Genomic DNA, 12857 nt, shown 5'->3' with positions numbered 1-12857 from the left:
CGTCATTCGTCCTCGTGTCACGTGCGCAAGTGCAAGGCCAGGCCGTGTCGATCGATAAGTAGCAGCATTTGAATACCGAACTTCCACATGAAACATGAATCAATATTCATGTCAATATTCTGCTCACCGTCCCGGCATCGTCGTTTCTGCGCTTTAGTGCGTTCATTAAGTCGAGGTTGAAGCACCGCACGGCCGATTTCCTGACTTCCGGTTTGCAAGGGTTTGGCCGGCAAAAAATTGCTGACCATCGCGACCGGCGGCAGTGCCAGCTTCCTTGACGTCCGCGTTCCGGATAACGAGAGGAAGCTGCGCCCCGAGCCGAGACAAACGAGTTTGCAATGTCGTTCCGCCCCATCGAAGGCGCCAGATTCGACGACGGCATCGCTCACTGCGATCCCAACCAATGCCGCACCCTTCACTGATGCCTCATCACCTGACATCCGCCATGGCTCCGGCGCAAACCGCATATTCTTCCGTCCTCGCCGCAGCAAAAATTGATGAACCGCACAACGGCCGGAGGGCAGGTCCGAATATTGACATGAATATTGATTCATGTTTCATATTTTCACCGTTGTTCGCTTAGGGGAGGAGACCCGATATGAAGATGAAAACGATACTGGCAACCGGTGTGGCCGCAGCAATGCTGAGCGTCCCGGCGCTCGCCGACATCACCATTGCCCATGTTTACGGAAAGACCGGCGCGCTGGAGGCCTATGCGGCCCAGTCGCATAACGGGCTGATGCTTGGCCTCGAATATGCCACCGGCGGCACGATGGAAGTCAACGGCGAAAAGCTCGTCGTCATCGAGAAGGACACCCAGCTCAAGCCCGATATCGGCAAGGCGATGCTGGCGGAAGCCTTTGGCGACGACGAGGCCGACATCGCCGTCGGCCCGGTCAGTTCCGGTGTGGCACTCGCCATGCTCCCGGTCGCACAGGAATATGAAAAGATCCTGATCGTCGAGCCTGCTGTCGCCGATTCGATCACCGGTGAAAACTGGAACCGCTTCATCTTCCGCACCGGCCGCAACTCGTCGCAGGACGCCATCTCCAACGCGGTCGCACTTGGCGGCGAAGGCGTGACCATCGCCACGCTGGCACAGGACTACGCCTTCGGACGCGACGGCATCGCCGCCTTCCGCGAGGCGCTGGAAAGCTCGGGCGCCAAGATCGCGCATGAGGAATATGTGCCGACCGACACCACCGACTTCACCGCGGCGGCAGAACGCATCTTCAATGCCATGGAAGGCGTGGAAGGCAAGAAGAAGCTGTTCATCATCTGGGCCGGCGGCGGCAATCCGATGGGCAAGATCAACGCCATGGATCCCTCGCGCTTCGGTATCGAGATCGCCACCGGCGGCAACATCCTGGCGGCGCTGACCGCTTACAAGGAACTGCCGGGCATGGAAGGTGCGACCTATTACTACTACGAGATCCCCAAAAACCCGGTCAATGACTGGCTGGTCAAGGAGCACATGGCGCGCTTCGATTCGCCGCCTGATTTCTTCACCGCCGGCGGCATGGCAGCCGGTATCGCCGTGGTCGAGGCCATCAAGAAGGCAGGATCCACCGACACCGAAGCACTGATTACCGCCATGGAAGGCATGGAATGGGAAACGCCCAAGGGCACCATGCGCTTCCGCAAGGAAGACCACCAGGCGCTGCAGTCGATGTATCACTTCCGCACCGAGATCCAGGACGGCAAGGACTATGGTGTCCCGGTTCTGGTCCGCGAGATCGGCATTGACGACATGGACATTCCTGTCCGCAACTAGGCCTTTGAGCCGCGGACGCCCGCTTGTGGCGTCCGCGGCAGTCTTCCCTTTTCTTGCACAGGTGCGCCATGACACAGATGCTTCTGGAAACGGATGGCCTGACTGTCCGCTTTGGCGGCCATGTGGCCGTGGATTCGGTCAGCTGCGGCTTCCGGGCCGGGGAGCTCACCGCGATCGTCGGGCCCAACGGCGCCGGCAAGACCACCTATTTCAATCTGATTTCCGGACAGGTCACGGCGTCTGCCGGCACGGTGCGGCTGATGGGCGAGGACGTGACCCGCGACCCGGTGGCGAGCCGCTGCCGCAAGGGACTGGGCCGCGCCTTCCAGCTGACCAATCTGTTTCCCGATCTCACCGTGCTCGAAAATGTCCGCCTGGTGATCCAGGCCCGGCGCCGGATGGGCTTCAACCTGTTTTCCATGGCGAGCTCCCACACCGAATTGACGGTTGCGGCAATGGCCGTTCTCGAGCGTGTCCGGCTGCATCCGCTCAGCGAGCAGAAGGTTGGCGGGCTCAGCCACGGCAACCAGCGCAAGCTCGAGGTCGCCATCCTGATCGCGCTCGATCCGGTGGTCTACATGTTCGATGAACCGACCGCCGGCATGAGCGTCGACGAAGCCCCGGTGGTGCTCGACCTGATTGCCGAACTCAAGGCCGAGAAGGACCGCACCATCCTGCTGGTCGAACACAAGATGGACGTCATCCGTTCGCTCGCCGACCGCATCATCGTGCTCCACAACGGCGCACTCGCCGCCGATGGCGATCCGGCCACCGTGATGGCCTCCGATGTCGTTCAGGAAGCCTATATGGGACGGGACCTTGCCGATGTCTGATCCGATCCTCGAACTTTCCGCTGTCCACACAGACATCGCCCAGTATCACATCCTGCAGGGTGTTGATCTGGTGGTACCGCGCGGCGGCGTCACCATGCTTCTGGGCCGCAACGGCGTCGGCAAGACAACGACGCTGCGCACCATCATCGGTCACTGGCAGGCAAAATCCGGCAGCCTTCGCTTCAATGGCGCCGACATCACCGCCATGCCCACCCCTGCCCGGGCGCGCGCCGGCATCGGCTTCGTGCCCGAAGACATGGGCATCTTCTCCGACCTGACGGTGGAGGAAAACATGATTCTGGCGGCCGCCTCCGGTCCGCTCGATCCGGCCCGCATGGAATCGATCTTCAATGCCTTTCCGCCGCTGAAAACCTTCTGGCGCTCGGAAGCCGGCAATCTCTCCGGCGGGCAGAAGCAGATGCTGTCCATCGCCCGTGTCATGGCCGAGGAACGGCAGCTCTATCTGATCGACGAACCGACCAAGGGACTGGCGCCGGCAATCATCTCGACCATGGCCGGCGCGCTGCGCGACCTGAAGGCAAAAGGCGCCTCGATCCTGCTGGTCGAACAGAATTTTTCCGTTGCCAAGGCGCTCGGCGACACGGCGGCGGTGATGGATGACGGGCGCATTGTCTGGGCCGGCGAGATGACTGAGCTGGCCGGTGACGCCGCGTTGCAGGAACGGCTGATGGGCCTGAGCATGGAGGCGCACTGATGACCACCGCCGCACCCGACCACGCACCGAAATATGCACAGCTCTCCCTGCCCGACAGGATCGGCAAGGCGATGCCGCTGCTGCTCGTGCCGGTGCTGGTGGTTCTTGGCTTCCTGTCGATCGGCTCGACATCGAGCTGGCTGACGCTGACCGTATCTGGCCTCGCCATGGGGATGATGATCTTCATCATGGCTTCGGGCCTGACCCTGGTCTTCGGGCTGATGGACGTGATCAATTTCGGCCATGGCGCCTTCATCTCGGTGGGCGCCTATGTCGGCATCTCTGCCCTGGTGGCGCTCGAGAGCTGGACCGGCGTGCCGTCGCTACTGCTCAATGTGGCTGCCGTGCTGGCTGCGGCGGTTGCCGCCATGTGCGTCACCGGCGCGCTGGGCTGGGGCTTCGAGCGGGTGATCGTGCGGCCGGTCTATGGCGCGCATCTCAAGCAGATCCTGGTCACCGTCGGCGGTCTTATCGTCATCGAACAGATGATCCATGTGATCTGGGGGCCTGACGAGATCTATCTCACCCGCCCGGAAATGCTCAAAGGTGCCGTCACCTTTGCCGGTACGGCCATCGAGAAATACCGCTTGCTCGCGGTTGTCTTCGGCCTGGTGCTGTTCGTGGGCATGCGGCTGGTGCTCAAGCGCACCAAGATCGGGCTCATCGTCCGTGCCGGCGTGCAGAATGGCGAAATGGTCGAGGCGCTGGGTTACCGGCTGCGGCTGGTCTTCATCGGCGTGTTTGTCGCGGGCTCGGCACTCGCCGGACTGGGCGGCGTCATGTGGGGGCTCTACCAGGAGGTCATCACCGCCGGCATGGGCGAGGAAATGATGATCCTGGTCTTCATCGTCGTCATCATCGGCGGCCTCGGCTCCGTCGAGGGAGCCTTCATCGGCGCGCTGCTGGTCGGGCTGCTGCAGAATTACGTGGCGTTTCTCGAACCCAAGCTGGCGCTGATTTCCAACATTGCCCTGATGACGGCCGTCCTGATGTGGCGGCCGCAGGGCATGATGCCCGTTGTGAAGGCGAAGTAAGATGCTCACCAACCTGCTCTCCGGCGACCGTCCCCGCTCCCTGATCCTGACCGGCCTGCTGCTGGCCATTCTCGCGGCCCTGGCCCTGGCCCCCTTCCTGTTTCCGGGCGTCAGGTCACTGGAAACTGCGGCGCGGATCTGCATCTTCATCGTGCTTGTGGCGAGCTATGACCTTCTGCTCGGCTATTCCGGCATTGTCAGTTTCGCCCATACCATGTTCTTCGGCCTCGGCGCCTATGGCGTGGCGCTGGCCTCCACCCATATGGGCCGCGGCTTCGATGCGCTGATCGTCGGCACCATTGCCGGCGCCGTCGCCGCAGCGATCCTGGCGCTGCTGATCGGGCTGTTCTCGTTGAGGGTCCGCGCGATCTTCTTTGCCATGATCACGCTGGCGGTCGCCTCCGCCGTGGCCGTGCTTGTCAGCCAGCTTTCCGGCCTGACCGGCGGCGAGGACGGGCTCAACTATTCCATCCCGCGCGAACTCACGCCCGCCTTCAAGCTGGGCAAGCTGTTCGGCATCTCCATCACCGGCAAGATCCTGAATTACTATCTGGTGTTCTTCGCCTCGCTGGCCCTGTTCCTGCTGCTGCTCCGCATCGTCAACTCGCCGTTCGGGCGGGTGCTCAAGGCAATCCGCGAGAACGATTTCCGTGCCGAGGCGATCGGCTACCGGGTCGTGCTCTACCGCACGCTGGCAACCTGCCTGTCGGCAGCCGTTGCCGCGCTCGCCGGAAGCCTGTTTGCCATCTGGCTGCGCTATGTCGGCCCGGCCACCACCCTGTCCTTCGAGATCATGCTCGATATCCTCTTGATGGTGGTGATCGGCGGCATGGGCACCATGTATGGCGCAGTGATCGGCGCCACCATTTTCGTGCTGGCGCAGAACTACCTGCAAAACCTGATGGGCGTCGCAGCCAGCGCCACCGAGGGGCTGCCGCTGATCCCGCAATTGCTTGATCCCGACCGCTGGCTGTTGTGGCTCGGCGTGCTGTTCATCCTCAGCGTCTATTTCTTTCCCACCGGGATTGTCGGACGGCTAAGGGCGGAAGATTGACTTCCGTGCCGATCATGCCGCGGCGGCCGGTGGTTCTGCTGCACGGCTGGACCATGCGCGGCTCGATCTTCGATGATCTTATTGCCCGGTTGCCGGCAGGGTTTGACTGCCATGCGCCTGACCTTCCCGGACACGGCGAGGAGGCAGCGGTCGAGCCATCGCTTGAGGCTGCGGCGCAAATGCTGGCCGATCTGCTGGAGGCGCAGGACCTGCGCGATGTGGTGCTCGTCGGCTGGTCGATGGGCGCCGCCGTCGCCTGGCAGTCTATCGAGCAATTCGGCGCTGACCGGATCGCAGGCCTGATGACCGTGGACATGAGCCCCAAGCTGGGCTGCAACGCGGACTGGCCGCACGGGCTGATCGATCAGGGCGAGAGCGATCTCACCGCCACCACCGAGCGCATGATCTCCGACTGGCCCGGCATGACCGAAGCGATCGCCACCACCATGTTTGCCCGGCGCGAAGGCGCACCGGGCTACGGCCGGCAGGAGGCGCTTGACCAGATCCTCGCCAATGACCCGGCAAAGATGATTGCCATGTGGGAAGCACTGGTCAGAATGGACAAGACAGAGCTGATCGGAAATCTGCCCTGCCCGCTGCTGGCAAGCTGCGGTGCGCGCAGCCGGGTCTATCCCAAGTCAGCGGCTGAATGGCTGGCGGCTACCGCGCCCCGCGGCCGCATGCACGCATTCGAAAATTCAGGTCATTCCCCGCATCTGGAAGAGCCTGAAGCCTTTGCAAAAACATTCGTCGCATTTGCCGGCAGCCTCTAGCCCCACCCGTTTGCGAAGGCCGGTTTACACCGCCACGTCCTTTGCCTTGACCAGCGAGCGGCCCTCGCAGATCAGCACGCCATTGGCATCGGTGCAGGTGGCCCAGAGATCAACCAGATGCTTCTCCGGGCGCAGCCGTGTAATCTCCACCTTCGCGGTCAGTTCGGTCTCGGGCGCAGCGGGCGCCAGGAAGCTGAGTTGCTGCTTGAGGTAATTCGTTCCCGGACCCGGCAGTTCCACACCCAGCAGGTAGGAAAACAGCGCTGCGATCAGCGGCTCCGGAATGGTTTCGGGAACAGCCGATCCGCTCAATCCGGCGAAGCCTTCCAGATCGGCGCGGCTGTAGCTGCGGCGGATGCTTGCTGATTGCCCCACCTGCATCACGCGACCTCCGTTTCGCCGACCAGAAGCTCCGCACCATCGGCGGATCTGACCGCGCGAACTGACAGTCTGCCCGGACACGCACCGCTGATCACCAGGTCGACCGGCTCGCCGGTGTAGCAGGGATTGGGAAACATCATCGTCTGGCCTGTCTGCGAGACATCCGGGTAAGCGGCAGTCAACAATCCCCACAGCCTGGTGTAGATCAGCATGCCATGGCTGACCGTGCGCCCGAAGGCCGTGCGCGCCGAGAATTCCGGATCGACATGGATCGGATTGTCATCGCCCGAAATCTGCGCGAACAGGTCGAATTCCGCCTGGCTCGGCGTCCACGTAGCTGCAAGCTCGATCTTCATGACAGCAGGGTCCTCAGCTCCGGTTTGCGGACCTTTCCGGCCGCCGTGCGCGGGAAATCCTCCACCAGCGTCACCTTGACCGGCACCTTGTAGGCGGCCATCCGCTCCCGGCTCCAGCTCCTGAGTTCCGCCGGGTCGAGACTGGCGCCCGGGCGGGCAATGATGAAGGCCGCACCGACCTCGCCCCATTTGGCGTCCGGCATGCTGATCACCGCAGCTTCCAGCACGTCTTCATGTTCATTGAGCACGCGCTCGACTTCGGCCGGATAGACGTTCTCGCCGCCGGAAATATACATGTCCTTGATCCGGTCGACGATGAAGATATAGCCATCCTCATCGCGCCGCCCGACATCGCCGGTGCGCAACCAGCCGTCTTCGGTAAAGGCGTCGCGCGTGGCTCTTTCGTTCAGGTAATATCCCGGCGTGATGTTGGGGCCCCTGAGCTGGATCTCGCCGGCGCCCTGTTCGCCGGCCGCAACGCCCTCAAGCCGCATCTCGGTCAGCATCTGCGCCCGGCCGACGGAACCGATCTTTCGCTCGGCGTTTTCCGGATCCATCAGGAACACGGTCGGCCCGGTTTCGGTCATGCCCATGCCGTTGAGCACCTTGGCGCCGAAACCGGCGAAGAGCCGGATCAGCGGTTCGGGCAAGGGCGCGCCGCCACAGCCGCAGCGGATGTCACCCCAGTTGATCTCGCCGGCATCGGGCAGCAGGCTGAAGGCCTGGTAGATCGCGGGAACGCCGAAGAACTGCGTGACCTTGCCCTGCTTGAGCAGGTCGAAAATCTGAACTGGTTCGAACTTCCGCAGAACCGTCGAACAGCCGCCGAGCAGAAACAGCGGCAGCGTGTAGAGATTGATGCCCGCGGTGTGAAACAGCGGCAGGAAATTGACCGAGCGGTCATCCGCCGTCATCCGCGTGGCCTGCGAGATATTGACCGCATTGGCCCAGGCCATCTGCGCCGTCTGGATCACGGCTTTCGGCCGGCCGGTGGTTCCCGATGTGAACAGCAGATACCAAGGCTGGTCCGGCACCACCTTGGCAACCGGGACTGTTCCGCCCGCCTCGATCCACGCCGCGATATCGGTTTCGATGCCAAGTTGCGGCATCCCGCAGGCCTGCGCCACATCCCCGGCAAGCCCGGCCTGCGCTGCATCGTGGATGAGAGCCTTTGCGCCCACCGGCTCGAGCGTCTCGACCAGTTCCGGCGCCATCTGCCGCCAATTGAGCGGACACAGGATGATGCCGGTCTTCTGGCAGGCAAACAGCGTGATGAAGAACTCGACCCGGTTGAGGCACAGGATCGCCAGCCGGTCGCCGCGCTGCAATCCCGCCTGCCCCAGCCCGTCGGCCACCGCATTGGCCGCAGCGTTGATGTCGGAAAACAGCCATTCCCGGTCGCTGCCGGCATCGATGAAGGCCGTGGCGTCAGGCGAGATTTCGGCCCGCTTGGTGGCCATGTCGGGGATTAAGTCAAACATCGGCTCTGTCACCCATGCGTTCGATGAATCGTGCCATGCCCAGGGCCGTATCGGGCTGGACAATCCGCTCCAGAAAAGCCGCGGTCTCGGCCTCCAGCCGTGCATTGATCAGGGCGCGGCGAGCCTCGTCCCAGATCAGCGCCTTGGTGGCCAGCCGCGTTCCGATCTCTCCCTCTGAGGCAAGCTGCATTGCCGTCGCCTCGGGCGTGTGCGAAATCGCGGTCGTCAGGCCCGCTTCACAGAGCGCGGAAGCGTCAAGCCGCCGGTCGGACTGCAACCAGTCCAGCGCCCGCCCGGCGCCGATGCGTTCGGGCAGCAGCGCGGTCCAGCCGCCATCGGGGGCAAAGCCGACCTTGGCATAATAGGGCTGCACGAAAGCATCGGGCGCGATCACCGCAAGATCGGCGGCAAACAAGAGCCCGGCAGACCCGCCGGTGATTGCTCCGCGCGCGGCAACCACCACCAGCCGCTTCATGGCAATCAGGCGCACGACGATCGCCTGCAGACACGGAACAACCTCGCGGGCATAGGCATCGGCCTCGCCGCCAGCCGATGCAGTGTGAAAGGCCCGCACATCGCCGCCGCTGGAGAAATTCCGGCCGCCGCAAATCAGAACGACACTGGCGTCGATTGCTTCGGCCTCATCAAGTGCAGAAGCGAGGTCGCCCAGCAGTCCGGGCTCGAGCGCGTTGGCGCGGCCGGCGGCCATGGTCAGCCGCATGCCCGGCGTGCCGTCAGGCAAGTCAAAGGCTTCGCAGGCCACCTGTGTGGTCATGGCGCCAGACCGTCCCGGATCATCGAGAAGGCTTCATCGACCACGTGATCGATATCGGATGTATCGCCCCACAGCACATAGCGTTCGCCCAGCGTCTTGGCGATGCCCATCAGCGCCCAGGCGCGCACCTCCGCGTCACCGGGCCGCAACTCGCCCGCTGCCGCCGCCTCGTCAAGCTGCACCGCATAGGCCTTGGCGAAACTGGTGAAATAGGCCTTGTAGGCATCGGCATCAATGAAGCGGGCTTCCTCGACAATGCGGTAGAGCGATGGGCGCTTGGCGACAAAGCGCAGGAAGGCCTTCAATCCATCCCGCTCGGCCTCCAGCCGGTTCGGCGCATCGGCCACGGCCTGTGTAACCACCGCACGCGTCAATTGCCCCATTTCCAGAACCAGCTCGCGGAAGACATCTTCCTTGCTGGAGAAATAGATATAGAACGTCCCCAGAGCTGTTTTCGCGTGCCGGGTGATGTCGGCGATGGAAGCGGCGGAAAAGCCTTGCGCGCCAATCATCGCCTCGGCCGCACGCAGGATCTGCTCGCGCCGGGCAACACCTCTTTTGGTTCTCGGGTAAGTGTTGGTCGACATAAAACATGAATACTTGTTCATGTTGCAATTTGCAAGAGCGACTATGGGTGAAGAGCACGGAACCGGCTGATTCCAGCGTGGGTGATGTAGATGCCCGCGACAGCGCCAATCTGTGGCAGGGCAGAATTGCCTGGGCCACCCTTGGGGATGGGCGTCATGAGCCAAGCTCGTGCGCCCGGTCTGGATCTGGCCAGAAACATGTTTCGGGGGCACCGACAGAACGGAATTGTTGAGTGTGACCTATCCATAGAATCCGCATCTACAGGTGTGCACTGTTCACGCGCAAATGCACTGGGTTTTGCGGCAAGACCCTGGGTCGATACCCTCGTTTTCGCTTCTGGCGCATCAGATCCAGAAACAGATCAACGGCTTCGTTTTCGCATTCGAAATGGTGCATCTTGCTCTGCCCTCGCTGCCCGATCCTGCCCCATCTCCGGGTCAGGCAGGTTTCGCCGAACAGTGTTTTCGAGATTTCCATGGCGTAATAGCGAGCCATGTTTTTTGCGGCTTCGCTGCGTTCGACATAGATGTGGTAGGGCTGCGTGATCATGCCGGCAGATTCGGACATCCAGGCGCGGGCGTCCAATGAGTTCGGTGAATCAGTGACGCCGGACAGATTCACATTCTTGATAAGTGCTGTCGACGAACCCGACCCTGCTTCTGCCGGGATCGCTGATGTTTCATCCGGGCATTGAGGCCGCGACCGGAATCACCTTTTGTAGGACCTGCTTGCCTGCGGACACCCTCAATCGGTTCATTGCAAGGAATCGATGACGCTTGGCATTAGCGGAATCTGCTCCACAATCCAGAAACCGCAATCACCAGCCACCCGCCGATCATTGCCATGCCTCCGGAAGGTGCAGCCATTGAAAATAAGGGCGTGTCGGCAAAATGGCGCATCAGCAGATCGCCGCAAAACAGCGCCAGGCCAAGGCACAGAAGACCCGCACCGGCGTTCCGGATCCGACCGGAATTTCCAGCAAGGCCCAGCGCAACAAAAAGGGGTGCGTGAAACAGCAGGAATTGCGCAGCCGTGGTGACATTGCCGCCGCCTGCATGGGCACCATAGGCCGACAATGCAACACCTGCTGCTCCCATCAAACCGCCCGCAAAAATGAGAATGGTCATGACGCAGATCCCAGTGGTTGAATGCGGCAAATGAATAGCAGCGCTCGTTTCACCCGGCGAGCCCCGGTCATCATGTCATAGGTCATCGGTGGTGTCCTTTGGAAGGTGGGCAACGGAGGCGGATCAGCTCATGGTATCGTGGAATGATACGCCATATATGGCTTATAAAATCAATTTATCTGCCATATATGTCATATTATTCTTCAGGCTACAGATTCAGCGCCCGCTCCATTTCCTCATGTTCGAATGCGGGTTCCAGGCTGCGAAGCTCTGTGCCCGTCACACCATAGTTGCGCATGATCTCCCTCCAGTTGTCCTTGATCTGCCGTGCCAACATGCGCGCCAATCCTCTGGCTTCATCTGCGGGGAGGTTGAAGAACACAGCAGCCTCAAGCGCAAGCTCCAGGGAGGCCGAGAACGGTTCACCCTCGATGATGGCAGTCTTGAGAAGACGGTGGCGTTCCGGCTGCGGATTGACATCAAAAAGCTGCGACAAGCTCCATTGGCCATCACCGGCATAGACGAAGCCGTGGTTCTTGAGATGGTCGTCTGTGTTCGACACCAGGATGGTAAACACCATCCGCGCCCAGAGTTCGCGCAGGTCTGCAAGCGGGTTGTCGCTGTGCTGCCGGATGAATTGCGCCAGATCCGTATAGGCGCCTTGCTCGGTGCCGTGGCGTTCGAGCGCTGTTCGCGCCGAGATATAGGGGATGCGCGCTGTGCCCTCCCGGTCAAAGCGGCGGATGAGGGCAATGGGATGCGCGGTTCGTTCCAGCATCAGCCGGGCGTCGGGGGCATTCAGGCCCACCGCGCGGGCGAGTTTCAAGGTTGCAACTTCAATGCGCTCGACCGGGCTGGCGTCGCCCGAGGATGAGAATTTCGCGATCCAGAGCTGGTCTGCGTCCAGCACATTGGCCTTGGGCCTTGCGCCCCCGATCGAACCACCGGCCCCGGCCATCTGGCGCAAAGCCTGGTTTGAAACGTCGCCACCGCGTTCAATGCTGGCAGAGATGGCCTGCAACTCTTCCAGGTCGATCAGTTGCGGAACCGGAACAGCGCCCTCCCCCGTGATGATCCGCTGCTCGCCATCACAGAACCGCAGCGCGCCTTGACGCGTGGTGTCGTCGGTCAGGGTCAGCATGTCGAACTCGCTGAGACCGGACCCATAGAGGCGCTGCATCAGCATGCGGCCCCAGGCGTCAGGGGCGGCATCCTGCAACACGCCGGGCAGGCTCTCACGCTGATCGCCTCCCCGGCCGGAGGACGCGAAGAAGGGCGCGGGACCGAGTGGCAGATCCGGGGCGATGGCGAAGCCGCGGGAATCCCCGATCCAGCCCTGGTCATAGCTGAACTCGGAAAACTGCCTGTTACGGTCGAACGAGAATCGGAGCTTGCCCACATGCAACAGGCTGCGGCCGAGGTGAACTTCAGCTTCCTGCGGCCCGGGAGCGGAGCGCCTGCGCAAGGTCCGGGATTGATCAGACGGCATCATCAAAAGGCGATCCCCTTGCGCGCGCCCCGATTGCTGTCAGGGGTGTCCTGTTGCGCGCTGGTGTCGTCCCGGCTTTGAACGGGCTTGCCCGATTTGAAGGAGCGTCCGCGCTTTGGCACCGCTTCCAGCGCGCGAGAGAGCCCCACGGCATCATTTTCCGGAGACATCAGATCAGCCAGCACCCCCGGACTGCCTAGGGCGGCAAGCACCGAGGCCAGGTTGCCGATGCCAACACCGGGATCGCCTTTTTCCAGACGCGTCAGCGTGCGATCCGAAACACCGGCGCGGGTTGCCAGTTCCACTATCGAAAAGCGCCGCGCAAGCCGTGCCCGGCGCAGGTTCTGCCCCAGATCGGTCAGGGATCGACTAGCCTTCAAACTGGACATGGAAGCCTCATATGGCAGATTGCGCGAATTAACCTGTCATATATGGCATGTTGATGGCTGGTCAAGCACGTAACGTCCTCACCGCCTG

The 12857-nt window shown here is 62.2% G+C and carries 16 protein-coding genes; 6 read left to right on the top strand and 10 right to left on the bottom strand.

Annotated elements, in window-relative coordinates:
• Nucleotides 1-17 precede the first annotated feature (17 nt).
• A complete protein-coding gene (locus OEG82_RS23875; protein ID WP_267615114.1) occupies nt 18-467 on the bottom strand; it encodes a hypothetical protein in 450 nt (149 codons plus the stop codon).
• 131 nt (nt 468-598) lie between these two features.
• On the opposite strand from OEG82_RS23875, the gene OEG82_RS23870 reads away from it, so the two are divergent.
• The 6 genes from OEG82_RS23870 (at nt 599) to OEG82_RS23845 (ending at nt 6183) form a co-directional block, all read left to right on the top strand.
• A complete protein-coding gene (locus OEG82_RS23870; RefSeq protein ID WP_267615113.1) occupies nt 599-1774 on the top strand; it encodes a substrate-binding domain-containing protein in 1176 nt (391 codons plus the stop codon).
• A 68-nt stretch (nt 1775-1842) separates the two neighbouring features.
• Entirely contained in the window at nt 1843-2607 is a 765-nt protein-coding gene (locus OEG82_RS23865) for an ABC transporter ATP-binding protein (protein ID WP_267615112.1), read from the top strand.
• Nucleotides 2600-3322, top strand: a complete 723-nt coding sequence (locus OEG82_RS23860; RefSeq protein WP_267615111.1) for an ABC transporter ATP-binding protein — start codon at nt 2600-2602, stop codon at nt 3320-3322. Before OEG82_RS23865 ends, OEG82_RS23860 begins: the two co-directional genes overlap by 8 nt.
• Nucleotides 3322-4356 (top strand): branched-chain amino acid ABC transporter permease, encoded by a 1035-nt coding sequence (locus OEG82_RS23855; protein ID WP_425497665.1) that lies wholly within the window; start codon nt 3322-3324, stop codon nt 4354-4356. The genes OEG82_RS23860 and OEG82_RS23855 overlap by 1 nt, the downstream gene beginning before the upstream one ends.
• A 1-nt stretch (nt 4357) precedes the next feature.
• Entirely contained in the window at nt 4358-5410 is a 1053-nt protein-coding gene (locus OEG82_RS23850; RefSeq protein ID WP_267615110.1) for a branched-chain amino acid ABC transporter permease, read from the top strand.
• Nucleotides 5411-5424: 14 nt separating this feature from the next.
• Nucleotides 5425-6183: an alpha/beta fold hydrolase gene (locus tag OEG82_RS23845; protein ID WP_267615171.1), complete on the top strand. Its 759-nt coding sequence runs from the start codon at nt 5425-5427 to the stop codon at nt 6181-6183.
• Between the two features lie 24 nt (nt 6184-6207).
• Here OEG82_RS23845 and OEG82_RS23840 read toward each other — a convergent pair whose 3' ends face one another.
• The 9 genes from OEG82_RS23840 to OEG82_RS23800 all read right to left on the bottom strand — a co-directional run bounded on the left by OEG82_RS23840 (nt 6208) and on the right by OEG82_RS23800 (nt 12769).
• On the bottom strand, nt 6208-6564 hold the full coding sequence (locus tag OEG82_RS23840; RefSeq protein ID WP_267615109.1) for a hotdog family protein: 357 nt from the start codon (nt 6562-6564) through the stop codon (nt 6208-6210).
• Nucleotides 6564-6920 carry a MaoC family dehydratase gene (locus OEG82_RS23835; protein ID WP_267615108.1) on the bottom strand — a complete coding sequence of 119 codons (357 nt, stop codon included), beginning with the start codon at nt 6918-6920 and terminating at the stop codon, nt 6564-6566. The genes OEG82_RS23840 and OEG82_RS23835 overlap by 1 nt, the downstream gene beginning before the upstream one ends.
• Nucleotides 6917-8401 carry an AMP-binding protein gene (locus tag OEG82_RS23830; protein ID WP_267615107.1) on the bottom strand — a complete coding sequence of 495 codons (1485 nt, stop codon included), beginning with the start codon at nt 8399-8401 and terminating at the stop codon, nt 6917-6919. The genes OEG82_RS23835 and OEG82_RS23830 overlap by 4 nt, the downstream gene beginning before the upstream one ends.
• Nucleotides 8394-9176 (bottom strand): enoyl-CoA hydratase/isomerase family protein, encoded by a 783-nt coding sequence (locus OEG82_RS23825; RefSeq protein WP_267615106.1) that lies wholly within the window; start codon nt 9174-9176, stop codon nt 8394-8396. The genes OEG82_RS23830 and OEG82_RS23825 overlap by 8 nt, the downstream gene beginning before the upstream one ends.
• Nucleotides 9173-9763: a TetR/AcrR family transcriptional regulator gene (locus tag OEG82_RS23820; protein ID WP_267615105.1), complete on the bottom strand. Its 591-nt coding sequence runs from the start codon at nt 9761-9763 to the stop codon at nt 9173-9175. The genes OEG82_RS23825 and OEG82_RS23820 overlap by 4 nt, the downstream gene beginning before the upstream one ends.
• A 259-nt stretch (nt 9764-10022) precedes the next feature.
• Nucleotides 10023-10331, bottom strand: coding sequence for a WGR domain-containing protein (locus OEG82_RS23815; RefSeq protein ID WP_267615104.1), 309 nt, complete (start codon nt 10329-10331; stop codon nt 10023-10025).
• Nucleotides 10332-10546: 215 nt separating this feature from the next.
• Nucleotides 10547-10861, bottom strand: a complete 315-nt coding sequence (locus tag OEG82_RS23810; protein WP_324289012.1) for a DUF423 domain-containing protein — start codon at nt 10859-10861, stop codon at nt 10547-10549.
• A gap of 238 nt (nt 10862-11099) precedes the next feature.
• A complete protein-coding gene (locus OEG82_RS23805; protein WP_267615102.1) occupies nt 11100-12383 on the bottom strand; it encodes a type II toxin-antitoxin system HipA family toxin in 1284 nt (427 codons plus the stop codon).
• The gene (locus OEG82_RS23800) at nt 12383-12769 is read right to left on the bottom strand and encodes a helix-turn-helix domain-containing protein (RefSeq protein WP_267615101.1); all 387 of its coding nucleotides are present in this window, start codon (nt 12767-12769) and stop codon (nt 12383-12385) included. The genes OEG82_RS23805 and OEG82_RS23800 overlap by 1 nt, the downstream gene beginning before the upstream one ends.
• Nucleotides 12770-12857: the final 88 nt, after the last annotated feature.

The organism is Hoeflea ulvae, assembly GCF_026619435.1.
GTDB classification, from domain to species: domain Bacteria; phylum Pseudomonadota; class Alphaproteobacteria; order Rhizobiales; family Rhizobiaceae; genus Hoeflea; species Hoeflea ulvae.
The sequence above is the reverse complement of the archived record's forward strand: the minus strand, read 5'-3'. Positions and strand labels throughout refer to the sequence as shown.